This window comes from Micromonospora sp. M71_S20, from assembly GCF_003664255.1.
Lineage (GTDB): Bacteria > Actinomycetota > Actinomycetes > Mycobacteriales > Micromonosporaceae > Micromonospora.
The window spans coordinates 654,399-680,415 of the sequence record NZ_RCCV01000001.1 but is presented as its reverse complement, the minus strand read 5'-3'; the positions used below and the strand labels follow the sequence as shown (position 1 = coordinate 680,415).

Here is a 26,017-nt window from a genome sequence, read left to right as displayed (position 1 = left end):
GCGAGGGTACGGCGCACGACGGGCGGCCGAACCGGCAGGATGGCAGGGTCACCCCAGCAAAACGGACGGAAGAGGGGAACCGTGACCGACGTCGTACCCGTGCCCGTACGGCAGCTCGACCCCGAGCTGCCGCTGCCGGCGTACGCCCATCCCGGCGATGCCGGGGCAGACCTGGTGGCGGCGGCGGACGTCGAGCTGCCACCCGGCGGCCGGGCCCTGGTCCCGACCGGCGTGGCGATCGCGTTGCCCGAGGGGTACGTGGGTCTCGTCCACCCCCGTTCGGGGCTCGCGGCCAGACTCGGCGTGACGGTGCTCAACGCGCCCGGTACGGTCGACGCCGGCTACCGGGGTGAGATCCTCGTCAACCTGATCAACCATGATCGGGAGACACCGGCGAAGATCTCCCGTGGCGACCGGATCGCGCAGCTCGTCGTGCAGCGGGTGGCGCGGGCGGACTTCCGGCCGGCGGCCGAGCTGACCGCGTCCCGGCGCGGGACCGGCGGGCACGGCTCCACGGGCGGCCACGCCGGCCTAATGTCGTCCCCGACCGGTGGCGGGCCGGCAGCGGCCCCGGAGGCACCGGACGGACGGCGGGCGCCGGACGTGCCGGACGCCCGGCGGGAAGAGCGGGACCGGGCAGACGGCCGGACGGAAGAGGTGGCAGGGTGAGACCGAACAGCGGAGGGTTGGCGCAGTGATCTTCTCCCGGAAGCGGGACAGTGCCGGACGGCACGCCCGCGACGAGCGGACGACCGAGGTCCTCGACTCGAACGAGGAGTCGACCCCGGCCCGCGGCCCGTACGACATCTCCGAGGCGCCCGAGGGGGTGCAGCGGCTCGACCTGGGCAGCCTGCACATCCCGGCGGTGCGCGACGTCGAGGTGCGGGTGCAGGCCGACCCGGAGGGCGTGATCCAGCAGGTCGTGCTCGTGCACGGTCCGAACGCGCTCCAGCTCGGCGTCTTCGCCGCGCCGCGCTCCGAGGGCATCTGGGACGAGGTGCGCGAGGAGATCCGCCAGTCGCTGTTCAACGACGGCGCGGCGGCCCAGGAGGTCCAGGGCGAGTACGGCATCGAGCTGCACGCCCGGGTGCGTACCCCGGACGGACTGACCGACCTGCGGTTCGTCGGCATCGACGGGCCGCGCTGGATGGTCCGCGGCGTCTACCAGGGCGAGGTGGCCACCAACCCGGCCGCCGCCGGCCCGCTGGCCGAGTGCCTCGACGGCCTGGTGGTCGACCGGGGCCAGGAGGCCAAGCCGGTGCGCGAGCCGCTGCCGCTGCGGCTGCCCCGCGAGGTGGCCGACCAGGCGGTCGAGGGGGCGCCGGCCGACGGCAACCCCGCGCCCGCGCCCCGCGAGGCCTGACCGTCCGTCACGACGCGCCGGGACCGGCCCCGTCGGCGTACGCTGGCGGGACGGTTCCGGCGCCGCCGGGGCCGTCCCGGGTGCCGGCGTCGCGTCGGCCCAGCGTGGAGAGGGTGACGCGGAGGTCATGTCGACCGACGAGGGCCGGGGTCCGCTGCGCCGCATGCTGCGCCGGCTCACCGCGAGCGAGGCGGAGATCGAGGCGCAGGAGCTGCGCCGGGAGAGCGCCGAGCACGGCGGTGTCCCGGCCGGGCAGTGCATGCGGGGCCAGCTGGTCTCGGTGGCCGGGCGGCTGCGTACGGTCGTCTACACCCCGCGGACCAACCTGCCCACGCTGGAGGCGGACCTCTACGACGGCAGCGACGTGGTCACCCTGGTCTGGCTGGGCCGGCGGCACATCGCCGGGATCGAGCCCGGTCGCCACCTGACCGCGCGCGGCCGGGTGGCCCTGCGGGACGACCGCAAGGTGATCTACAACCCGTACTACGAGCTGGAACCGCCGAAGTGACCCGGTGGCCGCGGCGGACGGAAGGCGTGCGATGACGACGGGACAGCACCGGGCGGCACAGCCGGAGAGCGACCCGCAGGGCGAGGAGCCGCTGCCCACCCTCGCCGAGCAGATGGCCGACCAGCTCGGCGGCTGGCGAGGGCTGGTCGAGTCCAGCATCCCGGTGGTCGTCTTCGTGCTGGCCAACATCATCGGCGAGCTGCGGCCCGCCGTGATCGCCTCGGTGGCGGTGGCGCTCGTGATCGCCGGTCTGCGGCTCGCGCAGCGCCGGCCGGTCCGGCACGCGGTCAACGGGCTCTTCGGCGTCGCCGTCGGCGCCGCGATCGCCTGGCGCACCGGCGACGAACGTGACTTCTACCTCCCCGGCATCCTCTACGGCATCGGCTACGGGCTGGCCCTGCTCGTCTCGGCGGCCATCCGGCAGCCCCTCGTGGGGTGGATCTGGTCGGTGCTGGTGGCCAAGGGCCGCTCGGAGTGGCGCGACGACCCGCGCCTGGTGCGGACCTTCACCGGGCTCACCGTGCTCTGGGGCGTGGTGTGGCTGGCCAAGGTGGGCGTACAGGCCGGGCTCTACCTCGCCCACCAGGACACGGCCCTCGGCGTGGCACGGCTGGTGCTGGGCTACCCGCCGTACGTGCTGCTGCTGCTGATCACGGTCTGGACGGTCCGGCGGGTGACCCGGGAGTCGGAGCCCGAGGCGCTGCCCGGTGGCTGAGGCCGCCGCCTCAGCACCGCCCGGCGGCTGAACCGCAGGCTCAGCGCTGCTCGCGGGTACGTTCGACGCTGTCCGCCCCGAGCACCACCGCGCGGACCGCGTCCTCGACCTCCGCGGTGCACACGAAGATCAGCTCGTCGCCGGCCTCGAGCGAATCGTCCGGGGTGGGCACCAGCACCCGCTTGCCGCGCAGGATCGCCACCAGCGCCGAGTCGCGGGGCAGCGGGACGGCGCGCAACGACTCGCCCACGTACGGGGCGGTCGGCGGCAGGGTGATCTCCACCAGGTTCGCCTCGCCCTGCCGGAAGGTCATCAGCCGGACCAGGTCGCCGACGGTGACCGCCTCCTCGACCAGGGCGGCCATCACCCGCGGCTTGCTCACCGCGACGTCGACGCCCCACTGCTCGGTGAAGAGCCACTCGTTCTCGGCCCGGTTGACCCGGGCCACCACCCGGGGCACCGCGAACTCGGTCTTGGCCAGCAGCGAGACCACCAGGTTGACCTTGTCGTCCCCGGTGGCCGCGACCACCACGTCGCAGCCGGCGATGTCGGCCTCCTCCAGGCTGGCCAGCTCGCAGGCGTCGGCCAGTACCCAGTCGGCCGCCGGCACCCGGTCGGGCCGGAGCATCCTGGGCTGGCGCTCGATGAGCATCACCTGGTGGCCGTTGTCGATCAGCTCCTGGGCGATCGAGCGGCCCACGTTGCCCGCGCCGGCGATGGCGATGCGCATGCTCAGAGCCCTCCTTCCGGCGGCGCCGCCGCCACCGACGTGACCGTCGCCGCCATGTCGTCGGTGACCAGCATGAAGAGCTGGTCGCCCTCCTGGACGACGCTGGACGGGGTGGGCAGCGTGCCGATGCCGAAGCGGATCAGGTACGCCACCCGGGCCCCGGTCGCCCCCTCCAGGGCGCGTACCGGCCGGCTGACCCAGTCCTTGTGCACCGGCACCTCGATGATCGACACCGTGCTCGTCGGGTCGCGGAAGATCTCCACGTTCCCCTCCGGCACCAGGTGCCGCAGCATCCGGTCGGCGGTCCACCGGACGGTGGCCACGGTGGGGATGCCGAGCCGCTCGTAGACCTGCGCGCGGCGCTGGTCGTAGATCCGCGCCGCCACCCGGGACACGCCGAACGTCTCCCGGGCGAGCCGGGCGGAGATGATGTTGGAGTTGTCGCCGCTGGAGACGGCCGCGAAGGCGTCCGCCCGCTCGATGCCGGCCTGCCGCAGCACCTCCCCGTCGAAGCCGGCACCGGTGACGGTGATCCCGGCGAAGTCGGGGCCGAGCCGGCGGAAGGCGTCGGCGTCCTGGTCGATGACCGCGACCGAGTGCCCCCGGGACTCCAGGCTGTAGGCGAGGGTCGAGCCGACGCGGCCACAACCCATGATCACGACATGCACCGCGTCCCTCCTCAAGGTGCGCAACGCCCGGCCGGTGAGCGTGCCGTCTGCGAGCCTGCCACGTTCCCGGCGTGGGCGGGGACCGACGGTACTCCGCGGGTCCGCCCCGCCGCGATCGACCACCCCGCGACGCCCACCAGGGTGGTCGTACGCTTGGCGGTTGTGGCCAGACCCACCTCGCTGCTGAAGCGGCTGCTCCTCGGTCGACCGTTCCGGTCCGACCGGCTGAAGCACACGCTTCTGCCCAAGCGCATCGCGCTGCCCGTGTTCGCCTCCGACGCGCTCTCCAGCGTCGCGTACGCGCCCGACGAGATCCTGCTGACCCTCTCCATCGCCGGCGCCTCGGCGTACTTCTTCTCGCCGTGGATCGCCCTGGCCGTCGTGGTGGTGATGCTCACCGTCGTGGCCAGCTACCGGCAGAACGTGCACGCCTACCCCTCCGGCGGCGGCGACTACGAGGTGGCCACCGTCAACCTCGGCCCCCGGGCGGGGGTCGCGGTGGCCAGCGCGCTGCTGGTGGACTACGTGCTCACGGTCGCGGTCTCGGTCTCCTCCGGGGTGGCCAACCTGGGCTCGGTGGTGCCGTTCGTGGCCACCCACAAGGTGCTGATCGCGGTCACCGCGGTGGTGCTGCTCACCGCGGTGAACCTGCGCGGCCTGCGGGAGTCCGGCACGGCCTTCGCCATCCCCACCTACGGCTTCATCATCGTGATAGTCGGGATGCTGCTCACCGGCCTGGTCCGGGTCTTCGTGCTCGGCCACGACCTGCGCGCGCCCAGCGCCGGCCTGGAGATCCAGGCCGAGCACAGCGTCACCGGCTTCGCCCTGGTCTTCCTGCTGCTGCGCACCTTCTCGTCGGGCTGCGCGGCGCTGACCGGCGTGGAGGCCATCTCCAACGGGGTGCCGGCGTTCAAGGCCCCGAAGAGCCGCAACGCGGCCACCACGCTGCTGCTGCTCGGCACCATCTCGGTGGCCATGCTGGTCGGCATCATCTGGCTGTCCCGCCTCACCGGCCTGCAGTTCGTCGAGGACCCGAGGCTGCAGATCATCTCCGGCCCCGAGGGGTACGTGCAGAAGACCGTCACCACCCAGCTCGGGGAGACGGTCTTCGGCTCCGGCTCGGTGCTGCTCTTCGTGGTCGCCGGGGTCACCGCGCTGATCCTCTTCCTCGCCGCGAACACCGCGTTCAACGGCTTCCCGGTGCTCGGCTCGATCCTCGCCCAGGACCGCTACCTGCCCCGGCAGCTGCACACCCGCGGCGACCGGCTGGCCTTCTCCAACGGCATCGTCTTCCTGGCCGTCGCCGCGATCGTGCTGATCGTCGGCTTCCAGGCCGAGGTGACCCGGCTCATCCAGCTCTACATCGTGGGCGTGTTCGTGTCGTTCACGCTCTCCCAGGCCGGCATGATCCGGCACTGGAACCGCCACCTGCGGACCACGCGGGACCCGCAGGCGCGCCGACGGATGCTCCGGTCCCGGGCGATCAACACCTTCGGCATGGCGATGACCGGCGCGGTGCTGGTCATCGTGCTCGTCACCAAGTTCCTGCTCGGCGCGTGGATCGCCATCGCCGCGATGGCGATGATCTACGTGCTGATGCTGGCCATCCGCCGGCACTACGACCGGGTCGCCGCCGAGCTGACCCCGCCGGACGAGGGCCGCGCCGTGCTGCCCGCCCGCAACCACGCCGTCGTGCTGGTCAGCAAGCTGCACAAGCCGACGCTGCGGGCCATCGCGTACGCCCGGGCCACCCGGCCGGACACGCTGACCGCGGTGACCGTCAACGTCGACGAGAAGGACACCCGGGAGTTGCAGGCGGAGTGGGAGCGGCGGGACCTGCCCGTCCCGCTGACCGTGGTCGACTCGCCGTACCGGGAGATCACCCGCCCCATCCTGGACTTCGTGGCCGGCGTCCGCCGGGAGTCGCCGCGCGACGTGGTCACGGTCTTCATCCCGGAGTACGTGGTGGGGCGCTGGTGGGAGAACCTGCTGCACAACCAGAGCGCGCTGCGCCTGAAGGGCCGGCTGCTCTTCGAACCGGGGGTGATGGTGACCAGCGTGCCGTGGCAGCTCGCCTCGACCGCCGGCAAGGACCTGGACCGGCTGGACGCCACACTGACCCGGGGCCCGGCACGCGGCCCCCGGGTCGCGCCGCGGGGCACCCTGCCGCCGAGCGTCCCGCCCGTCGTGTCCGCGCCGCCCGGCGAGAGCGGCCCGAGTGGTGGAGGTGAACGGTGACCGCGCACGGGAACGGCCGGGGGCTGGAGGAGGCCGAGCGGGTCGAGCTGACCGTCGGGGCGGTCGCACCCGGCGGGCACTGCGTCGCGCGGGTGGACGGCCAGGTGGTCTTCGTCCGGCACGCGCTGCCCGGCGAGCGGGTGGTCGCCGAGGTCACCGAGGTGCACAAGGGGTTCGTCCGGGCCGACGCGGTGAGCGTGCTCGAGGCCGCGCCGGACCGGGTCGAGCAGCCCTGCCCGTACGCGAAGCCGGGCCGGTGCGGCGGGTGCGACCTGCAACACGTCGCCCCGGCCGCCCAGCTCGACTGGAAGGCGGCGGTGGTGCGTGAGCAGCTCACCCGCCTCGGCGGGCTCACCGACGCCGAGCTGGACGCCCTCGGCGTCCGGGTCGAGGCGCTGTCCGGCGGGCCGCTGGGCTGGCGCTCCCGGGTCCGCTACGCCGTCGACGGGGCGGGCCGGGCCGGGCTGCTCAAGCACCGCTCGCACGAGGTGGTCCCGATCGACCGCTGCCTGATCGCCCACCCGGCGATCCGGGAGCTGCCCGTGCTGGCCCCGACCGGGACGCGCTGGCCGGACGCGGACGCGGTCGAGACGGTCGCCTCCACCGGCGGGGACGTGGCCGTGACCGCCGTCGCCGACGGGGTGCCCCGCACGGTGAGCGGCCCGGAGCGGGTCCGCGAGGTGGCGGCCGGCCGGGAGTGGACGCTGCCGGCGTCGTCGTTCTGGCAGGTCCACCCGGCCGCCGCCGACACCCTGGTCGACGCCGTGCTGGGGCTGGTCGACCCGCGCCCGGGGGAGCGGGCCTGGGACCTCTACGGCGGGGCGGGACTCTTCGCCGCCGCGCTCGCCGGCCGGGTCGGCGAGGCGGGCCGCGTCACCCTGGTCGAGTCGGCGGCGCAGGGCGTCGCCGCCGCCCGGGAGAACCTGCGCGACCTGCCCCGGGTGGAGGTCGTGCCGGCCCGGGTGGAGACCGCGCTGGCCCGCCGCCGGATCACCGGCCCGGTCGACGTGGTGGTGCTCGACCCGCCACGCTCCGGCGCGGGCGCCCGGGTGGTGCGCGACGTGGTGGCCGCCGGGCCGCGCGCGGTGGCGTACGTGGCCTGCGACCCGGCCGCCTTCGCCCGCGACGTGCGCACCTTCGCCGGGCTGGGCTGGCGGCTGGCCGCGCTGCGCGGCTTCGACCTGTTCCCGATGACCCAGCACGTCGAGCTGGTCGGTCTGCTCCTGCCGCCCGACGGAGCCGCCCGCTAGCCTGACGCGATGAAGATCGTCGGGCTGATGTCGGGGACCTCCTACGACGGGGTGGACGTGGCCGCCGCCGAGTTCACCCTCGACGGGGACACGCTGCTGCTGCGCCCGCTGGGGCACCGCGGCCTCGACTACGACGACGGGCTGCGCGAAGCGATCGGCGCGCTGCTGCCGCCCGGGAGCACCACCGTCGAGGCGGTCTGCCGGCTGGACAACCGCCTGGGCGAGGTCTTCGCCGAGGCGGCGGCCCTCGGCGTCGAGCTGGCCGGCGGCGCGGTCGACGCAGTGGTCTCGCCCGGGCAGACGGTCTTCCACTGGGTCGCCGACGGGCGGGCCCAGGGCACCCTGCAACTGGGCGCGGTGGCCCGGGTGGCCGCCCGGGTGGGCGTACCCGTGCTCAGCGACCTGCGCTCGGCGGACGTCGCCGCCGGCGGGCAGGGCGCGCCCCTGGTCCCGGCGTTCGACGCGCTGCTGCTCGACCCGGCGGACGGCGCGGCCCCGCGCGCCGCGCTCAACCTGGGCGGCATCGCCAACCTCACGGTCCTCGCGCCGGGCGCGCCGGTGCTCGGGTACGACGTCGGGCCCGCCAACGCGCTGCTCGACGCGGCGGCCCGGCGCCTCCTGGGGCGGCCCTGCGACCTCGACGGCGCCCGCGCGGCGGCCGGTCGGGTGCACCCCGGTCTGCTCGACGCCCTGCTCGCCGAGCCCTACTACGCGGCGCCGCCGCCCAAGTCGACCGGCAAGGAGCTGTTCCACGCCGGCTACCTGGACGCCCGGCTGGCGGCCCTCGGCGAGCCGGTGCCGGCCGACGACGTGCTCGCCACCCTGACCGAGCTGACCGCCCGGGTGGTGGCCGCCGAGTGCGACCGGCACGGCGTGGCGGAGGTGGTGGCGGCCGGCGGCGGGGTGCGCAACCCCACGCTGACCGCCCGGCTGGCCGCCCTCGGGGCGGGGCGCTGGCGGCTGCGCACCACCGACGAGCTGGGGGTGCCCGCGCAGGCCAAGGAGGCGTACGCGTTCGCGCTGCTGGGCTGGCTCTCCTGGCACGGGCTGCCCGGCGCGCTGCCCTCGGTGACCGGCGCCGCCCGGGCCGCCGTGCTGGGCTCCTGGACCCCGTCCGGGCCGGCGTACCGGGACGCCCCGGCCGTCCCGGCGCCCCGGCGGCTGCGGGTCGCGGCCTGACCACGGCAGGCGTCCCGACCGGCCGCGATCCTTGAGGGGCTGACCAGGCGCTCAGCACCCCCGGCCGGTGGGCGGGCGTGCGGGCCGGGCTGCGGAGTACCGGGCGGCCGATAGACTCTTGCGTCATGAGCGTTGAAGAGGGCACGGTCCACCACACCGGGCTGCTGGCCACCGTCCGGGGTCCGCAGGACGTCAAGCGGATGTCCGCCGAGGAGTTGGACGTCCTCGCCGCCGAGATCCGGGACTTCCTGATCGCCAAGGTCTCGCGCACCGGCGGGCACGTCGGTCCCAACCTGGGCGTGGTCGAGCTCACCCTGGCCATGCACCGGGTCTTCGACTCCCCGCGCGACCGGCTCCTGTTCGACACCGGCCACCAGGCGTACGTGCACAAGATCCTCACCGGGCGGCAGACCGGCTTCGACAAGCTGCGCCAGCGCGGCGGCCTCTCGGGCTACCCGAGCCAGGCCGAGAGCGAGCACGACCTGATCGAGAACTCGCACGCCTCCACCGCCCTGTCCTACGCCGACGGCCTGGCCAAGGCGTACGCGCTGCGGGGCGAGCAGCGCAGCGTGGTCGCCGTGGTGGGCGACGGCGCGCTCACCGGCGGCATGTGCTGGGAGGCGCTGAACAACATCGCCACCGCCCGCAACCCGCTGGTGATCGTGGTCAACGACAACGGCCGGTCCTACGCGCCGACCATCGGCGGCCTCGCCGACCACCTCTCGTCGCTGCGGCTCAACCCCGGCTACGAGAAGGTGCTCGACACCGTCAAGGAGGCGCTCGGCTCGACGCCGCTGGTCGGCAGGCCGATGTACGAGGTGCTGCACGCGGTCAAGCGGGGCATCAAGGACGCGGTCGCCCCGCAGGCGATGTTCGAGGACCTCGGCATCAAGTACGTCGGCCCGGTCGACGGGCACGACGTGACCGCGGTCGAGTCGGCACTGCGCGCGGCGAAGAACTTCGGCGGCCCGGTGATCGTGCACGCCGTCACCCGCAAGGGCTACGGCTACCGCCCGGCCGAGGAGGACGAGGCCGACTGCCTGCACGGCCCGGGCAGCGCCTTCGACATCGAGACCGGCAAGCTGGTCGCCGCCCCGTCGGTGAAGTGGACCCACGTCTTCGCCGACGAGCTGGTCGCGATCGCCGACGAGCGGCCCGACGTGGTGGGCATCACCGCCGCGATGGCCGAGCCGACCGGCATCGCCAAGCTGGCCCGCAAGCACCCGGACCGGGTCTACGACGTGGGCATCGCCGAGCAGCACGCGGCCACCTCGGCCGCCGGCCTGGCCCTGGGCGGGCTGCACCCCGTGGTGGCGGTCTACGCGACGTTCCTCAACCGCGCCTTCGACCAGGTCCTGCTGGACGTGGCCATGCACCGGCTGCCGGTGACCTTCGTGCTGGACCGGGCCGGCATCACCGGCCCCGACGGGCCCAGCCACTACGGCATGTGGGACATGTCCGTCTTCGGGGTCGTGCCGGGCCTGCGGATCGCCGCGCCCCGCGACGCCGCCACCCTGCGCGAGGAGCTGCGCGAGGCGGTGGCCGTCGACGACGGCCCCACCATCGTCCGCTTCCCGACCGGCACCGTCGCCGCCGACCTGCCGGCCGTGCGCCGGGTGGGCACCGTCGACGTGCTGGCCGAGTCGGCGCGCAAGGACGTGCTGCTGGTGGCGGTCGGCTCCTTCGGCCACCTGGGCATGGAGGTGGCCACCCGGGTCGCCGGGCAGGGCTTCGGCGTGACCGTGGTCGACCCGCGCTGGGTCCGCCCGGTCCCGGCCGAGCTGGTCGAGCTGGCCGCCGGGCACCGCCTCGTGGTCACCGTCGAGGACGGCGTCCGGGTCGGTGGCGTCGGCGACGCCCTCGCCCAGGCGATGCGGGACGCCGACGTCCGGGTGCCCCTGAAGGACCTGGGCGTACCGGCCGACTGGCACCCGCACGGCACCCGCGCGCAGATCCTCGCCGACCTCGGCCTGACCGCGCAGGACGTGGCCCGCGACGTCACCGGCTGGATCTCCCGGCTGGACGTCGAGCCCGTCGAGCCGGTGATCACCGCCGACGACGCGACCGCGCAGAACTGAGCCTGCGACCGCCGACGGCGGGTGCCCCGGGAGACCGGGCCACCCGCCGTCGGCGTCTCGCCTGCCGGGTCAGCGACCGCCGAGGGAGCGGTAGTGCGTCTTCTCCGCCTCGGCGAGGCTGAACGTCTCCGAGCGGGTCGGCATCGGCACCACGACCAGCCCCGGCCGGTCCACCAGCCGGAGCGTGTCCGGCGGCGTCGACAGCGAGCTGTCGGCGGTCGGCCGCCAGCTCAGCACGGCCAGCGGCTGCCCCGGCACCGGCAGCGTGTACGTCTGCAACGGGTTGGCCCGGTCGGCGGGGGAGACCACCGGCGTGCCCCCGTCGGCGGGGCGGTAGACCACGGCGGTCATCGTGCCGTCGGCCGTCTCCCAGCTCAGCTGCTCCAGCTCCGCCGGCTCGCCGCCGCCGAGGGCGACCTCGCCCAGCGTGCGTACGGTCAGCTTGGTCATCGGCCAGGACGACGGCACCGAGCGCGGCGCGTCCCGGTCGCCGATGCGCCGGGGGACGCTGCCGAACGGGCCCTCCTCGCCGGCGAGCGCGCAGGTGTCCAGCCCTGTGAGGGCCCGCTTGCCGGAGCCGCTCTCGTCGCGTACGAGGGGGTAGCGCGGGTCGGTGGTGCCGGTGCCGAGGTCCAGCAGCCGGTCGGCGGCCCGGCCCCGGGGCAGCGCCTCGGTGGCCCGGAGCGTGGCGGTCACCGGCACCGCCCGGCAGGCCGGCACGTCCACCGGCTCGGTGAGGCCGTCGGTGTGCCGCAGGGCGCGGCCGTCCGGCCCGAGCAGCCGCTGCACCCGGCCCGACGTGAGGTAGCGCCGCCCGTCGGAGGTGTGCACGGGGAGCACGTCGGAGTAGACGAGGTAGCCGGGGTCGGTGTACTCGACGGCGCGGGTGACCGCGTACCGGCCGCCCTCGGCGGTGACCTGGAGCAGCCAGGAGGCGCTCTCGCCGGGCACGTCCGCGGCGACCAGGGCCAGCGGCGCACCGCCGACCTCGCCGGACCAGAGGATCCCGGACGTGGGCAGGTGCACCCGGTCGTCGGCCGGTGACCGCCAGTCGCGTACCGCCTCCGTCACGGCCGACCTGACGGTGGTGTCGCCCGCCAGGGTGCCGCGTGGCGGCCAGACCGTCAGGTCGCCGTCCAGGCTGTCGTAGCCGACCCGCAGGTCGCCCGGCTGCCGGTCGGCCACCGGACCGCAGGCGGTCGCCGTGAGCAGCAGGGTCAGCAGAGCGGTGGCCGTGATGCCGCGCCGGCGGACTGGAGCCACCTGTACGCCCCCTCGATCGCCTCAGCCGTCGTTCAACGGAAAGCGCCATAGTACGAGATGTCGGATCACGGGAACGCGCCACCTCGCCCACCGTCCGTGCGCAGGTCGCGGGCGGTGATCGACGCCGACCACAGAGGACACTGCCGTGGTTTCAGGGTGAATGTCCCGCTCGGGTAGACTCCGCCGACTGTGACGCCTGCCGAGACCCGCGCCGAATCCTGGTCGGAATCCGACGCCGCCGCGGCCCCCGCGTCCGAACCCGTGGCGCCGCCCGTGGGCGACGGCGTCGGTGACCGTACGCCGGGCGGGGCCGACCCGGCCGACGGGGCCGATGCCCCCGGCGCGGCCGTGGCCACCGGAGCGACCGACGCGGCCGCCCCCTCCGGCGAGGCCGGCGGGGCGGACGGCGCGGCCTGGCCGCGGCGGTGGACCCGGCGGCGGCAGGACCTCACGGTCTTCGGCCTGTTCCTGCTCGCCGCGGTGTGGGTCACCAGCCAGATCTGGGTGGACCCGGCCGGCCGGGTGGCCTCGCTCTACAGCAGCGACCCGGCCCAGGTGCAGTTCTTCCTCGCCCACTCGGTACGCGTGGTGCTGCACGGCGAGTTCCCGTTCTTCACCGAGCAGTTCAACTACCCCGACGGGGTCAACCTGATGGCCAACACGGCCATCCTCGCGCTGGGCATCCCGATGGTGCCGGTGACGCTGCTCTTCGGGCCGGCCGTGACCTTCGTGGTGCTGGTCACGCTCGCGCTCGCCGGCACCGCCTCGGCCTGGTACTTCGTGCTCTCCCGGCACGTCGTGCGCAGCCCGCTGGCGGCGGCCGTCGGCGGCTGGTTCTGCGGGTTCTCGCCGGCGATGCTGTCGCACGCCAACTGGCACCCCAACATCATCTCGCAGTTCCTGCTGCCGTTCATCGTCTGGCGGGTGCTGGTCATCACCCGGTCCCGACGGCCGTGGCGCGACGGCGTGCTGCTCGCCCTGATGGTCACCGCCCAGGCGTTCATCAACGAGGAGATCCTGCTCTTCACGGCGCTCGCCTGCGGGGTGTTCCTGCTCGCCGTGCTCGCCCAGCGGCCCGCGCTCTGGTCGGCGGCGTGGCGACCGCTGGCCAAGGCCCTCGCGATCTGCACCGTGCTCGCCGGGTCGCTGCTGGCGTACCCGCTCTACGTCCAGTTCGCCGGGCCGATGGCGTACCACGGCCTGAGCGACGCGGTGCGCGACTACGGCAACGACATCGCGGCCTTCTTCGCGCCCGGCTCGCCGACGATCGGCGGCGACGAACGCGCGAACGTGAACCTCGCGCCGAACTACTCGGAGGAGAACGCCTTCTTCGGCTGGAGCCTCGCCCTGATCGCCGTCGGCATCGTGGCCTGGCTGCGCCGGGAGATGCTCGTGCGGGCGCTCGCCGCGACCGGGGCGTTCTTCGCGGTGCTCTCCCTCGGCGAGCGGGTGTCCTGGTGGGACCGCGAGCTGTTCACCGGGCCCTGGGAGTGGCTGGTCCGGCTGCCGCTGCTCGACGCGGTGGTGCCCACCCGGTTCGGCCTGATCACCAGCGTGGTGGTGGGCATCCTGCTGGCGCTCGCCGTCGAGCGCTCCCGGACGCTGCCGGTCGAGCGGCGGACGCTGCGTACGCTCACCGTGGCCGGGCTCGTCCTCGCGCTGCTGCCGATCGCGCCGATGCCGCTGAAGGTGACCTCCCGCCCGCCGGTGCCGGACTTCATCACCGCCGACCGGTGGCGCGGCTACGTCGGTGAGGACCAGACCCTGGTGCCGATCCCGGTGCCGAACATGGGGCACACCCACGGGATGCGCTGGGCCGCCTCGACCAACCTCGACTTCAAGATCCCCGGCGGCTACTTCCTGGCGCCGCGCAACGGCAACACCGGCGACCCCGGCCGCTTCGGCGGCCGGCCCAGCGGCGTCGGGCGACTGCTGGAGGAGGTCGCCTCGACCGGCCGCATCCCGAAGCTGGACGACCGGCAGCGCCGCCGCTCGCTCGACGAGCTGCGGCACTGGCGGGCGGCCATCCTGGTGCTCCCGGTCGGCCAGCACCACTCCGAGCAGCTGCGGCGCACCGTCGAGCAGTTGGTCGGTCCCGGCCGCCGGGAGCTGGACGTCTGGGTCTGGGACGTCCGGGCGCTGACCGACCAGCCGACCTGATGACCGCACCGGCGGCGACCGGCACCGCCGAGGCGGCACCCGCCCGGCGGTCCCGCCGGCTGCCGGTACGCGCGCCGGACGCGCTGGTCGTCGCCGGCTACCTCGCCCTGGCGGTGCTGCTGACCTGCGGCCAGTGGGGTCGCCCCGGGCGGCTGTTCCACCAGGCGGGGGACCAGATCCTCTTCGAGTGGATGCTGGCCCGCGCGGCCCGGGCGGTGACGGGCCTGGAGAACCCGCTGTACAGCGCGCAGCTGAACGCCCCGGACGGGGTCAACCTGATGGCCAACACCTCGGTGCTGGGCCTGGGCGTGCCGCTGACGCCGGTCACCCTGCTCTTCGGCTCGCAGGTCGCGTTCCTGGTGGCCGTGGTCTGCTGCCTCGCCGGCACCGCGACCGCCTGGTACGCGCTGCTGCGCCGCCGGCTGGTCGACTCCCGGGCGGCGGCGGCCGTCGGCGGGCTCTTCTGCGGCTTCGCCCCCGGCATGGTCGCGCAGGCCGGGGCGCACCTGCACATGGCGGCGCAGTTCCTGGTGCCGGTGATCCTGGCGCTGGTGTTCCATCCGGACCCGCGCCGGGTGTGGCGGCACGGCACGCTGCTCGGGCTGCTCGTGGCGTACCAGCTCTTCCTCGGCGAGGAGGTGCTGGTCTTCCTGGTCCTCGCCGCCGGGACGTTCGCGCTGGCGTACGCGGCGGCCGACCGGGCGACGGCGCGCCGGCTGGCGCCCGCGCTGCTCGGCCGGCTCGCGGTCGGGGTGGCGGTGGCGCTGCCGCTGCTGGCGTACCCGCTGTGGTTCCAGTTCTTCGGCCCGGGCCACTACCGGGGGATGCCCTTCCACGCGTACGGCTACCAGCTCGACGCCGCGTCGTTCACCGCCTCGGCGCGACAGACGGTGCTCGGCGACGACCACCTGCCCGGCCTGCTCGCGCCGAACCCCACCGAGGAGAACTCCTTCTTCGGCCCGGGGCTGCTGGTGCTCGCCGTGGTGATCGTGATCTGGCTGTGGCGCCGGCCGCTGGTCCGCGCGCTGGCCGCCTGCGGGCTGCTCTTCGCGCTGCTCTCGCTGGGCGAGCAGGTCCGCCTGGACGGCACGTCCACCGGCATCCCCGGGCCGTACCGGCTGGTCGCCGAGCTGCCGCTGCTCGACCACGCGGTGCCGGCGCGCTTCCCACTGGTCTGCGTCCCGGTGCTGGGCATCCTGCTGGCCCTGTCCCTGGACCGGCTGCGCCCCCAGCCGGCGGCCGGAGCGCGGGCGGCCGGCGTGCCGGTGCGGCTGCTCTGGGGCGGGGCGGTGGCCGCCGCGCTGCTGCCGCTGACCCCCACCCCGATCCGGACCGTGCCGGCCTGGCCCGTGCCGGCGTTCGTGGCCGAGGGCGGCTGGCGGGCCCACGTCCCGCCGGGCCGGACCCTGGTTCCGGTGCCGCCGGTGACTGGCGCCGGGGTCAGCCCGGCGATGCTCTGGTCGGCGCGCACCGGGCTGGCCTTCCCGGCTCCGGGCGGCTACTTCATCGGCCCCCGGGCCGCCGACGATCCGGCCGCCCGGTGGGGCGCCCCGGACCGCCCCACCGCCGCGCTGCTGCGCCGGGTGGCCGAGACCGGCGAGGTGCCGGTGGTCACCGACGAGCACCGCCGGCAGGCGGTCGAGGACCTGCGGCACTGGCGCGCCGCTGTGGTGGTGCAGGGCGGTCTGCACCACGGCGACCCGGTGCGCCGTACGGTCGACGCGCTGCTCGGGCCCGGCCGGGAGGTGGCCGGCGCCCACGTCTGGGACGTCCGCCCGCTGGTGGGCTGACGTCCCGGCTCCGCGCGACGGCCCGGCCCCGGCCTCCCGCCGGTCGACGGCTCAGCCCCGCCACCGGTCGGTCGACGGCTCAGCCGACGAGCGGCCGGACGTCCCAGAGCCACACGTCGTCGATGCGCTGGGGCGGGCCGATCAACGCGGTCATCAGCTCGCGCAGGACCGCCTCGCGGGGATGCGCGCCGAGAACGACCACGGACGCCCGCCAGAAGCGCAGGTCCTCGACCGCCTGGCGGCGGTTCTCGTCGGTCAGCGCGGGTACCGCGTTCTTGTCCATGGTGGAGTAGACGAGGGTGCTGGTCGGCCGGTTCGGCGCGCCGAAGACGCCCTCGCCCAGCTCGTTCGGCCCGATGAAGTAGCCGCCGGGCACGGGGAACGCGTGCTGCGTCAGCGCGCTCCAGCGCAGCGTGGGCAGGCCGTGCACGTTGCTCGGGATCGGCACCGGCACCAGGGTCCGGCCCTGCGGCACGTACGGGCGCCAGCCGCCGGCGGTGATGAAGTGCGGCGGCGGGTCGACGGGCTGCGCGGGCAGCGGACGCGGGAACAGCGGCAGGACGGCGAGCGCGACGGCCGCGTACCCGACCGGCCGCAGCCAGCGGCGGCGCGGCCCGGCGGCGTCGACGGCGTCGTCGCCGGCGCGGGGGGCCGGCACCGGCGGGCGGCCGTAGCCGGCGACGGTGTCCCAGGCCAGGGCGAGCAGCACGCCCAGCGCCGCCGCCACCACCAGGGCCAGCCGGGTCGGCATCATCATCTCGACCAGCGGCAGGTCGTCGGAGACGTAGGCCCACGGGCCGTCCGTCTCCGTCTCCACCCCGTTGATCCGCACCTTCGGGCCGATCGAGGCCACCGTGAAGACCACCACCAGCACCGCGAGGATCCGGGCGGCGAGCGAGCGGCGGACCAGCAGCACCAGCGCCACCACCGACAGCAGCACCAGCGGCCAGCCGAACCAGGTGTTCTGCTCGGTCAGCCCGATGGTCTTCTCCACCGCCTCGTCGCCGGCCACGGTGTCGCGGGCGAAGGTGACGAAGGCGGCCAGGTCCTCGCCCCAGCTGTGGAACACCCCGCCCTGCAACCCCCGGTAGGACTGCGGTCCGTTGAACTGGAACCAGATCGGGTAGGCCGTCAGCAGCAGGGCCAACCCGCCGCCCACGCCGAGGGCGGCGGCGAAGGTGCCGGCCACCGCCCGCGTCCGCGCCGGCCGCATGATCGCGTACGCGAGCACGACGACCAGGCAGGCCAGCGCGGTGAGCAGCAGCATCTCCTCGTTGATGAAGATCTGGTACGCCACCAGCAGGCCGAGCACGATGCCGTTGCGCCGCCACCGGCCGGGCTCGCCGAGCCGGAGCACCCGCACCACGATCAGCGGCAGCAGGAAGTTCGAGACGAAGTTGGGCTGGCCGTTGGCGTGGTGCACGATGCCCGGCGCGAAGCCGAGGAACGCGCCGCCGACGAAGGCCGCCGCGCGGGAGCGCACCAGGTGCCGCGACAGCATCCAGTACGAGGTGCCGGCGGTCGCGGCCAGCGCGCCGCCCAGGTAGAGCGCGTACATGACCTGCGGGCCGAGGAGCATGGTCAGCGGCGCCAGCGGCAGCGTCACCCCGAGCAGCGAGGTGTTCGCCATCATGTTCACCCCGTCCGGGGCGTTCTGCCGCTCGGTGAACAGCGGGTTCTCCAGGTGTCGCACCGAGTACGCACCGTGCGAGAAGAGCCACTCGAACCAGCTGTGGTCGGTGGGCAGGTGCGACGACACCCGGTTCTGCACGTCCGCCCAGTAGTTCAGGCACACGAAAACGCCGAGCAGGACATAGGCTCCGATGACCAGTACGTCGGCGCGGGAGGGCCTGCGCCGGGGCCGGCGCGTCGGCTCGGCCGCGACGGGCTCGGAGACGGAGTTCAGCGAGGGGTCTACCACCGGCACAGCCACGACGCGCCATCGTACAGGCGCTGCGGCGTCGTTTTTGTCGGGCCGGTGTCTCCCCGGCCGATTTGCCGGTCCATCGACGGGTGCGGTGTGACGGGAAGGACGGCGCGTGACGGTCATCGACCTCGGCGAGGTGCGTGACGAGCCGGGCTCGGAGGAAGCGCGGCGGCCCCGTCCGCCCCGCGCCGTCGGCCGGCCGCTGCGGGTCGCGCTGGCGCTCGCGTTGGTGGTGGCGACGGTGGCCGGCGCCACCCCGGCACCGCAGCGGATCGCGGTCGTGGTGCCGGCCGGCCCGGGGTCGGAGGTGTTCCTTCACGGTGACCGGCTCTACGTGGTCGACCGGGCGGAGGGGGAGACCGCGGGCACCGCCGAGGTGCTCGCGTACGCCCTGCCCGAGAGGTCGCTGGCCGCTGGTCGGCCGTCGGCTCCACTGTGGCGCGCCCTGGTCCGGACTTCCGGCCGGATCTCGGAGAGCCGGGCTTGGCCGGGCGTGGTGCTGTTCACGATTGCCGATGTGCAGGGCACGCAGTCACTCGTGCTCGACGCCGCCACCGGCCGCGAGCGCTGGCGGCAGCCCGGCTACCCCCGGTGGGACCGGGCCGGGACGCTGCTGATGCAGTCCGGCGGGGAGGACGGCGGCACTGTGCGGCTGGTGGACCCGGCCTCCGGGCGGGCGATCTGGTCGGCGCGGACACGGCCAATGCCTGCGATGTACGACGTCCGGGACGGGCGGATCGACCGCATCGTGATGGGTCCCGCGCGGGGGCAGGTCGAGGTGCGCGACGCCCGCTCGGGCGAGTTGCTGCACGCGGCGGACCTGCGCCTGGGCGAGCTGCCCGGGCCCCAGCAGACGATGGTGGCCCACGGCCTGTTGCTGGTCCACCGGCCGGCGGCGGGTGTGCTGACCGCGTACGAGCTGGACGGGCTCCGGCGACGGTGGGAGATCAGCCTGCCGATGGTGGCCCACGTCGAAGAGTGCGGCCCCATGATCTGCGCCAACAGGCAGAGCAGCGGGTTCAGCGCCCTCGACCCGGCCACCGGTGCCGTCCGGTGGACCGGGGACCGGTGGGCGGCGGTGCTGCGTGAGCGGGCTGGCCGGCTGCTCGCGATCGAGACCGCGCCCCTCGGGGAGCGGTACAGCGTGCTCGACGCCGCGACCGGTCGGGTGACCGCCGACCTGGGCGTGTGGACCCTGTTGCCGTGGTACGACGACGACCGGCTCCTCGCCGTCCGGGTGGCCAAGGGCGGCGGGCTGGTGGTCGCCGAGCTGGACGTCGCCGCGGGTCTGGCCAGGGTGCTCGACGTGCTGCGGGAGGCCATCCTGGACTGCCGCAGCAGTGCGGACGCGCTGGCGCGCCGGCGGCTCCCCGGCGACCTCGGCGTCTGGCGCTATCCCGGCTGAGCCCGGCGCTACCCGCCGCCGAAGGCCGCGTCGCCGGTCACCAATTGGCATGCTCCGGGGCCTGTGGGCCGAGCAGCATGGCAGGCACACGAGAACGCCGAACAGGACATAGGCTCCGATGGCCAGTACGTCGGCGCGGGACGGCCGCCGCCGGGGGGAGGACGGCACGTGACGGTCATCGACCTCGGCGAGCTGCGTGACGAGCCGGGCTGGGAGGAGGCACCGCCACCCCGCGCGCCCCGCGCCGTCGGTCGGCCGCTGCGGGTCGCGTTGGCGCTCGCGCTGGTGGTGGCGACGGTGGCCGGCGCCGCCCCGGCACCGCAGCGGGACACGCTCGTGGTCCCGGCGGGCGCGGGAGCGGAGGCGTTCCTCCACGGTGACCGGCTCTACGTGGTCGACCGTGCGGAGGGGGAGACCGCGGGCACCGCCGAGGTGCTCGCGTACGCCCTGCCCGGTCGGCCGCCGGTCGCCGGTCGGCCGCTGGCTCCACTGTGGCGCGCCCTGCTTGCGACGACCGCCCGGATCTGGCAGGCCCGGAGCGGGCCGGGCGTGGTGCTGTTCGGGGTCGTCGGTGACCAGGACTCGGGCGAGACGGTCGCGCTCGACGCCGCCACCGGTGGCGTGCGCTGGCGGCAGCCCGGCCACGCCTGGTGGGAGCCGGGCGGGGCGCTGCTGCTGCAGACCGTCGGTGATAACGGCGGCACGGTGCGGTCGGTGGACCCGGCCTCCGGGCGGGCGCTCTGGTCGACCCGGACACCGCGCGAGGGCGCGCTGTACGACCTCCGAAACGGGCTGGTCGACCGGATCGCGGTGATCGCCGAGCGGGGCCGGGTCGAGGTGCGCGACGCCCGCTCGGGCGAGCTGCTGCACGCGCGGGACCTGGGCATGGGCGAGTTGTCCGGGCGCGCGCAGTTGGCGGTGGCCCACGGCCTGTTGCTGGTCGGGCAGGTGAAGAGGGGCCTAATGACCGCGTACGGGCTGGATGGGCTCCGGCAGCGATGGGAGACCAGCCTGCCGGCGGTGGCCCACGTCGAGGACTGCGGCGCGGTGATCTGCGTCAACAGGGAGAACGGCGGATTCAGCGTCCTCGACCCCGCCACCGGTGCCGTCCGGTGGACCGGGGGCCAGTGGGCGGGGGTGTTGGACGAGCGGGACGGGCGGCTGCTCGCGATCGAGCCGGGGCCCCTCGGGCAGAGGTTTGTCCTGCTCGACGCGGCGACCGGCCGGGTGGTCGCCGAGCTCGGCACGTGGCAGCTGATCTGGGGGCAGGACAAGGACCGGCCCCTCGTCGTCCGGCCGGCCGCCGCCGGCAGCGGGCTGACGGTCGCCGAGCTGGACGCCGCCGCCGGCGAGGCCCGGGTGCTCGACGTGCTGCGGGACGCCATGGCCGACTGCCGGCGCGGCGCGGACGCGGTGGTGTGCCGGCTGCGCGCCGGTGGGTTCGGCGTCTGGCACTACCCGGGCTGAGCCCGGCGCGGCGCCGGGTGGCCCGGCCGCCGCACCGGGCCGCGCCGGCGGGTCACCAGTTGGGCTGCTCCGGCGCCGGGGGGAGCGGCACGCCGGGCGGCCGGAGCACGTACGCCACCCCGCCGCTGCCACCCTGCCAGGCGGCCTCGAACCGGTCCCGGTCGACGGTCCGGCGCACCGCGTCGTCGTCCGGGGCGTACGGGTCGTTGAGCACCGGCGCGCCCGCGGCGGTGAAGCCCACCAGCACCATCAGGTGCCCGGCGGTGTCGTAGTCCAACCCGGGCACCTCGCCCACCCGGAACGCGGCGGAGACGATCAGCGGGATGCCGGCGGCCACGAACGCCTCCGCCTCGGTCAGCGACCGCAGCCGGGTGACGAAGGCGTCCACACCGTGCAGGCCCGCGTACGCGGTGTTGAACGGCCAGTTCCCGGCCCCGGCGAAGGCGTGGTCGTAGCAGTGCCGCGCGGCGTGCACCACCACCGGGCGGGGGCCGGCCGGGGCCACCCAGGCGTACCGGGCCGGGGCCGGGGCGGCGTCCCAGAAGGCCAGCACCATCGAGGTGCAGGTGGGGCTGCACCACGAGTCCCCGCCGCCGCCCCACTGCGGGTGGGCGCCGGCGTGCAGCCGCTGCGAGTACCGCGGCACCTCCAGCACCGTGCCCCAGGCGACCGGGGTCGTCGCGGCGGACCCGCCGGCAGGCGCCGGACCCGGCGCGCGGGACCCGGGCCCGGCGACCGGGGCGGGCCCGGCCCCCACCGGCGGGGCGCCCTCCCCCGTGGGTCGGGACGGCCCGGCCGCGGCGGTCGGGCGCGGGCCCGCGGCGACCGCCCCGACCGCGCGCAGCACCGGGGTCGCGTCGGCGTCCTCCGGCCGGAGCAGGGTCACCCGGACCTGCCAGCCGGTGACGGTCGCGCCCGTCACCACCAGCGTGTCCGTGTCCACCCGGGCGTCGGCGTCGCGCTGCCCGGGCACGGACGTCCGGCGGATCGCGTGGTCGTCGGCCGCCCAGTCGGCGAGGACGTACCACCCGGTGGCCGGCGCGTCGTCGCGCCAGCCCCGCAACTCCACCCGCAGCCAGCAGTCACCGGGGGTGTCCCCGTTCCACGAGGGCACCACGTCGCGCACGGCGAAGTCGACCGGCACGGGTGGGGACGTCCAACTGCCGGCCGCGTACCGGCGGGTGCGGCCGTCGGCGTCGGTGTGGTCGAGCCGGTCGACCGGGTCGGCCAGTTCGAGGCCCCGCCCGCCCGCGCGCAGCCCGGACAGGCTGCCCAGCCCGGCGTCGCCGGGGAGGCGGAAGCCCCGGTAGGTGACGTCCCGTCGGATCGTCGGCGCCGCGTCGGTCATGCGTCTTCCCGTCCGTCGTGAAGGTTGCCGCCAAGAGCATCGCGTACGACGAAGGTTTTCTGCAACGGGGTCGGACCGGGACGGCGGGTGCGGCCCGGTTTGGTCGCCGGCACTAGGTTGTGGGTGGTCAGGGGCGCGAGGAGGCCGGGATGCGGGTACTGGTGGTCGAGGACGAGCGCAACCTCGCCGACGCGATCGCGCGGGGGCTGCGCAAGCGGGGCATGGCGGTGGACGTCGCCTACGACGGCGACAGCGGCCACGAGATGGCGTTCGTCACCCGGTACGACGTGGTGGTGCTGGACCGGGACCTGCCCGGCGTGCACGGTGATCAGATCTGCGCCGAGCTGGCCGCCTCCGGCACGCTCACCCGGGTGCTGATGCTGACCGCCAGCGGCACCGTCGCCGAGCGGGTGGAGGGGTTGCAGCTCGGCGCGGACGACTACCTCCCGAAGCCGTTCGCCTTCGACGAGCTGGTCGCCCGGGTGCAGGCGCTCGGCCGCCGGGCCACCCCGGCCGCGCCGCCGGTGCTCGAACTCGCCGATCTGGTCCTCGACCCGGCCCGCCGGGTGGCCACCCGGGGCGGCCAGCCGGTCGACCTGACCAACAAGGAGTTCGGTGTGCTCTGCGAGCTGCTCAAGGCGCGTGGCGCGGTGGTCTCCAGCGAGGAGCTGCTGGAACGGGTCTGGGACGCCAACACCGATCCGTTCACCACGATCGTCCGCGTCACCGTGATGACGCTGCGCAAGAAGCTCGGCGACCCGCCGCTGATCGAGACGGTGGTCGGTGCGGGCTACCGCACGGCGGAGGCGTCGGCATGAGCGCGAGGAGTGAGCCGGTTTTGCGAGCCCCGCAGTCGCGAACGAAGGTGGCACGGTGAGCGCGTCCACAGCGCGGGCGCCACAGGCGCAGCCGAAGGCTGGCCGGCGGACCAGGCTGCGACCCACCCTGCGGTTGCGGCTGACCCTGCTCAACGGCGTGCTGCTGGTCGGCGCGGGCGCGATCCTGGTGCTGCTGGCCTGGCTGCTGGTCCGCGACGCGCTGCGCCCGACCGACGAGCTGCTGTCCGGCACCATGGTGGTGCTGGCCGACGGCCGGTCGCTGGACGCCGCGCAGTGGCAGCGCCAACTGGTCGACGCCGCCAGCGCGGAGCTGCTGGCCAAGGGCCTGGTGGCGCTGCTGGCGATCAGCGTGGTCGGGGTGGCCGGCGCGTACGCGGTGGCCGGTCGGGCGCTGCGCCCGCTGCACCAGGTCACCGCGACCGCCCGCCGGCTCGGCGAGACCACCCTGGACCAGCGGATCGGCTACTCGGGCGCCGACGACGAGGTGGCCGAGCTGGCGGCGACCTTCGACGAGATGCTGGATCGCATCGCCGCCGCTTTCGAGGCGCAGAAGCGCTTCGTGGCCAACGCCTCGCACGAGCTGCGGACCCCGCTCGCGGTGATGCGTACCGAGATCGACGTGACGCTCAGCGACGACGACGCGGACGCCGCCGAGTACCGCCGGATGGCCACCGTCGTCCGGGACGCCTCCGAGCGGGCCAACGGGCTGGTCGACGCCCTGCTGGTGCTCGCCCGCAGCGAGGCCCAGGCGGGCCGGCGGCTGGGCCGCCGCACCGAGTGCGACCTCGCCGCCGGCACCGCCAACGCCCTGTCGGCGGTACGCCGGGAGGTGGAGCGGATCAAGCTGCGGGTGCAGACCTCGCTGGAGTCCGCGCCGGTCGTCGGTGACCCCGGGCTGCTCGACCGACTCGCCGGCAACCTGATCGAGAACGCGATCCGCTACAACCACCTGCACGGCCGGCTCTGGGTGCGCACCGGCTCCGACGGGTGCCGGTCCTGGCTGGTGGTCGGCAACACCGGCTTCGAGGTGGACCAGGCCGACGTGCCCGGCCTGTTCGAGCCGTTCCGGCGCGGCGGTCGGGAGCGTACCGGCGCGCGGGGCTCGGGCCTCGGGCTCTCCATCGTCCGGGCGGTCTGCGACGCGCACGGCGGCACCGTGAAGGTGATCGCCCAGCCCGGTGGCGGGCTGGAGGTCACGGTGACCCTGCCGGCGGCGGAGGCCGCCCCGGCCGTCACCGCCCAGGAGCCGGTCGCCCGGCGGTGACGGGCCACCCCGGGGTTGCGGGGAGGGCGGGCCCGGTGGAAGGATCATGGCGTCAGCTCGAGGACCGGAGGGGGGGTGCGTCGATGTCCACCGTCATGATCTCCGCGCCCCGTCTCGCCGGCTGACTCTCCCGTACGCGGGGCGCCTCCATCCTCAGCGGAGGAACCTGTGTATCCACGGATCCACCACGTCAGTTTCGACTGTCACGACACCCATGCCCGCTCCGGCTTGCGGCCGGCGGTGCCCGGGCACGCCCGGCACGCCCCCGGCGACCCGGCGGCGGTGCTGCCGCCGCCGGGCGGTACCACCCCGAACGTCTTCTTCCCGCAGGTGACCGAGGCCGAGGCGGTCAGGGACCGGGTGCACGCCCGCCCCGGACCGGCCGGCCGGAACCGGGAGGTCGCGCGGGTGCCCGGCCTCGCCGCGGCGGAGCGGGCGGGTACGACCATCGAGGAGGTACACCCGTGAGCGCACGGATCCACAACATCAGCATCGACTGCCGCGACACGTACGCGCTGTCCGGCTTCTGGGGGCAGGTCTTCGGCTGCTCCCGCCAGCCGGACGACTTCCCCGGCGACCCGGAGGCCATGCTGCTGCCCCCGGGTGGCCCGGAGGTGCTCTTCGTGGCGGTGCCCGAGAGCAAGGAGGTGAAGAACCGCCTCCACCTCGACCTGGAGCCCACGGACCGCACCCGGGACGAGGAGGTCGCGCGCCTGGTGGCCCTCGGTGCCACGCAGGTCGCCGACCAGCGCCGCGCCGACGGCTCGGGCTGGGTGGTGCTCGCCGACCCGGAGGGCAACGAGTTCTGCGTGCTGCGCAGCGCCGCCGAGCGGGCCGCCACGACGGGCTGACGCGAAAGGGGTCCGTCCACCGTCGTGGGCGGGCCCCCGCCGCTGCCGTACGGGTCAGGACTTCTGCTCGACCTGCCCCCGGATGGTTGCGAACTCGGCGTGGGCCTGCTGGCCCGTCTTGAAGTAGATGATGACCATGCCGACGCTGCCCTTGTCGCTCCACACGCAGACGCCGAGCGGCACGTCCTGCGCCTTGGCGTCGCCGCACTTGGCCTCGCCGCCGAGCGGGCCCGGGTCCACGGAGCTCATCTCGCCCAGCCGCACGTCGCTGGTGCGCGCGCCCCTGATGGTGTCCTCGAGCGTCCTGGCCGGGTTCGGGTTCAAGCCGGACGCGGCGGCGATCATCACGAGGTCCTTGTCGGCGAGGGTGCCGTAGAACCCGCCGACGGTGCTGCTCGCCTCGGGGATCGTCTTGTTGAGTTCCGCCTCGAGCTGCCGGGCGCCGGCCTGGAGGGCCGGGTCGGTCGCCTTGGGCCGCCCGGCGAGGGTCGCCGGGGCGACGACCCGGATCCGGGTGGCGTCGACGGTCTCCTTGACCTCGTCCTTGACGGCGAAGGCGACGATCGCCGCGCCGCCCAGGCAGAGCACCAGCACCACGGCGAGCGAGATCAGCACTATCTTGCCGGCGTTCGACTTCCGCGCGACCGGCGGGCCGCCGTAGGGCGCCCCCGCAACGCCCCCGGACGGCGGCTGGGCGAACCCACCGGCCTGCGGCGGGTACCCGCCGGATTGCGGCGGCGGTCCATACGCGCCCGATTGCTGCGGCGGTCCGTACCCGCCTGGCTGCGGGGGCAGCGGGTCGTACCCGCCGGCCTGGGGCGGTGGCCCGTACCCGCCGGGTTGCTGGGGCGGGTACGAGCCGTACGGACCGCCCCCGCCGTCCGGCGGCGGGTATGAGTTGGCGGGTGGGTAGGACATCGGTCAGCTCCGGGTCTGCGCGAGGGGATTGGTGGTCCGTGCGGCCCCGCCCGACG

At 75.0% G+C, this 26,017-nt stretch carries 22 protein-coding genes; 16 read left to right on the top strand and 6 right to left on the bottom strand.

Features of this window, described 5'->3' with window-relative positions; all coding sequences use genetic code 11:
• The first annotated feature begins 81 nt into the window (after positions 1 to 81).
• The 4 genes from dut (at position 82) to DER29_RS03175 (ending at position 2,586) form a co-directional block, all read left to right on the top strand.
• The gene (gene dut, locus DER29_RS03190) at positions 82 to 669 is read left to right on the top strand and encodes a dUTP diphosphatase (RefSeq protein WP_233599625.1); all 588 of its coding nucleotides are present in this window, start codon (positions 82 to 84) and stop codon (positions 667 to 669) included.
• Positions 670 to 694: 25 nt separating this feature from the next.
• A complete protein-coding gene (locus DER29_RS03185; RefSeq protein WP_121395949.1) occupies positions 695 to 1,363 on the top strand; it encodes a DUF3710 domain-containing protein in 669 nt (222 codons plus the stop codon).
• Positions 1,364 to 1,490: 127 nt separating this feature from the next.
• Positions 1,491 to 1,871 (top strand): OB-fold nucleic acid binding domain-containing protein, encoded by a 381-nt coding sequence (locus tag DER29_RS03180; protein WP_121395948.1) that lies wholly within the window; start codon positions 1,491 to 1,493, stop codon positions 1,869 to 1,871.
• Positions 1,872 to 1,902: 31 nt separating this feature from the next.
• Positions 1,903 to 2,586 carry a DUF3159 domain-containing protein gene (locus tag DER29_RS03175; protein WP_121395947.1) on the top strand — a complete coding sequence of 228 codons (684 nt, stop codon included), beginning with the start codon at positions 1,903 to 1,905 and terminating at the stop codon, positions 2,584 to 2,586.
• Between the two features lie 40 nt (positions 2,587 to 2,626).
• Here the strand turns inward: DER29_RS03175 and DER29_RS03170 are convergent, their stop codons facing one another.
• Complete coding sequence (locus DER29_RS03170) at positions 2,627 to 3,316, bottom strand: TrkA family potassium uptake protein (RefSeq protein WP_121395946.1); 690 nt, start codon at positions 3,314 to 3,316, stop codon at positions 2,627 to 2,629.
• 2 nt (positions 3,317 to 3,318) lie between these two features.
• Positions 3,319 to 3,984, bottom strand: a complete 666-nt coding sequence (locus tag DER29_RS03165) for a TrkA family potassium uptake protein (protein WP_121395945.1) — start codon at positions 3,982 to 3,984, stop codon at positions 3,319 to 3,321.
• Between the two features lie 162 nt (positions 3,985 to 4,146).
• Between DER29_RS03165 and DER29_RS03160 the strand changes: the two genes are divergently transcribed.
• From DER29_RS03160 to dxs, 4 genes are all read left to right on the top strand, one after another.
• Positions 4,147 to 6,222, top strand: coding sequence for an APC family permease (locus DER29_RS03160; protein WP_121395944.1), 2,076 nt, complete (start codon positions 4,147 to 4,149; stop codon positions 6,220 to 6,222).
• Entirely contained in the window at positions 6,219 to 7,472 is a 1,254-nt protein-coding gene (locus tag DER29_RS03155; protein ID WP_121395943.1) for a class I SAM-dependent RNA methyltransferase, read from the top strand. The genes DER29_RS03160 and DER29_RS03155 overlap by 4 nt, the downstream gene beginning before the upstream one ends.
• 9 nt (positions 7,473 to 7,481) lie before the next feature.
• A complete protein-coding gene (locus tag DER29_RS03150; protein ID WP_121395942.1) occupies positions 7,482 to 8,651 on the top strand; it encodes an anhydro-N-acetylmuramic acid kinase in 1,170 nt (389 codons plus the stop codon).
• A gap of 125 nt (positions 8,652 to 8,776) precedes the next feature.
• Positions 8,777 to 10,729 carry a 1-deoxy-D-xylulose-5-phosphate synthase gene (dxs, locus tag DER29_RS03145; protein WP_121395941.1) on the top strand — a complete coding sequence of 651 codons (1,953 nt, stop codon included), beginning with the start codon at positions 8,777 to 8,779 and terminating at the stop codon, positions 10,727 to 10,729.
• A 69-nt stretch (positions 10,730 to 10,798) separates the two neighbouring features.
• Here dxs and DER29_RS03140 read toward each other — a convergent pair whose 3' ends face one another.
• Positions 10,799 to 11,992, bottom strand: a complete 1,194-nt coding sequence (locus tag DER29_RS03140; RefSeq protein ID WP_121395940.1) for a hypothetical protein — start codon at positions 11,990 to 11,992, stop codon at positions 10,799 to 10,801.
• Between the two features lie 189 nt (positions 11,993 to 12,181).
• Here DER29_RS03140 and DER29_RS03130 point away from each other — a divergent pair, with 189 nt between their 5' ends.
• Both DER29_RS03130 and DER29_RS03125 read left to right on the top strand, forming a co-directional pair.
• Positions 12,182 to 14,152, top strand: a complete 1,971-nt coding sequence (locus DER29_RS03130) for a hypothetical protein (protein ID WP_370040026.1) — start codon at positions 12,182 to 12,184, stop codon at positions 14,150 to 14,152.
• Positions 14,152 to 15,942 (top strand): hypothetical protein, encoded by a 1,791-nt coding sequence (locus DER29_RS03125; protein WP_233599624.1) that lies wholly within the window; start codon positions 14,152 to 14,154, stop codon positions 15,940 to 15,942. Before DER29_RS03130 ends, DER29_RS03125 begins: the two co-directional genes overlap by 1 nt.
• 79 nt (positions 15,943 to 16,021) lie before the next feature.
• Here DER29_RS03125 and DER29_RS03120 read toward each other — a convergent pair whose 3' ends face one another.
• A complete protein-coding gene (locus DER29_RS03120) occupies positions 16,022 to 17,875 on the bottom strand; it encodes a hypothetical protein (RefSeq protein WP_121395938.1) in 1,854 nt (617 codons plus the stop codon).
• A gap of 106 nt (positions 17,876 to 17,981) precedes the next feature.
• Between DER29_RS03120 and DER29_RS03115 the strand changes: the two genes are divergently transcribed.
• Positions 17,982 to 19,274, top strand: a complete 1,293-nt coding sequence (locus tag DER29_RS03115; RefSeq protein ID WP_121395937.1) for a PQQ-binding-like beta-propeller repeat protein — start codon at positions 17,982 to 17,984, stop codon at positions 19,272 to 19,274.
• Positions 19,275 to 19,442: 168 nt separating this feature from the next.
• Positions 19,443 to 20,741, top strand: coding sequence for a PQQ-binding-like beta-propeller repeat protein (locus DER29_RS03110; protein WP_158618960.1), 1,299 nt, complete (start codon positions 19,443 to 19,445; stop codon positions 20,739 to 20,741).
• Between the two features lie 52 nt (positions 20,742 to 20,793).
• Here the strand turns inward: DER29_RS03110 and DER29_RS03105 are convergent, their stop codons facing one another.
• A complete protein-coding gene (locus tag DER29_RS03105; RefSeq protein ID WP_121395935.1) occupies positions 20,794 to 22,089 on the bottom strand; it encodes a peptidase C39 family protein in 1,296 nt (431 codons plus the stop codon).
• 149 nt (positions 22,090 to 22,238) lie between these two features.
• Between DER29_RS03105 and DER29_RS03100 the strand changes: the two genes are divergently transcribed.
• From DER29_RS03100 to DER29_RS03085, 4 genes are all read left to right on the top strand, one after another.
• Positions 22,239 to 22,907, top strand: a complete 669-nt coding sequence (locus tag DER29_RS03100) for a response regulator transcription factor (RefSeq protein ID WP_121395934.1) — start codon at positions 22,239 to 22,241, stop codon at positions 22,905 to 22,907.
• 55 nt (positions 22,908 to 22,962) lie between these two features.
• Positions 22,963 to 24,192 carry a cell wall metabolism sensor histidine kinase WalK gene (locus DER29_RS03095; RefSeq protein WP_121395933.1) on the top strand — a complete coding sequence of 410 codons (1,230 nt, stop codon included), beginning with the start codon at positions 22,963 to 22,965 and terminating at the stop codon, positions 24,190 to 24,192.
• Positions 24,193 to 24,360: 168 nt separating this feature from the next.
• Positions 24,361 to 24,660 (top strand): hypothetical protein, encoded by a 300-nt coding sequence (locus DER29_RS03090; protein ID WP_121395932.1) that lies wholly within the window; start codon positions 24,361 to 24,363, stop codon positions 24,658 to 24,660.
• The gene (locus DER29_RS03085) at positions 24,657 to 25,043 is read left to right on the top strand and encodes a VOC family protein (protein ID WP_121395931.1); all 387 of its coding nucleotides are present in this window, start codon (positions 24,657 to 24,659) and stop codon (positions 25,041 to 25,043) included. The genes DER29_RS03090 and DER29_RS03085 overlap by 4 nt, the downstream gene beginning before the upstream one ends.
• 54 nt (positions 25,044 to 25,097) lie before the next feature.
• On the opposite strand, the gene DER29_RS03080 is transcribed toward DER29_RS03085, so the two are convergent.
• Complete coding sequence (locus DER29_RS03080) at positions 25,098 to 25,961, bottom strand: hypothetical protein (RefSeq protein ID WP_121395930.1); 864 nt, start codon at positions 25,959 to 25,961, stop codon at positions 25,098 to 25,100.
• Between the last annotated feature and the right edge of the window lie 56 nt (positions 25,962 to 26,017).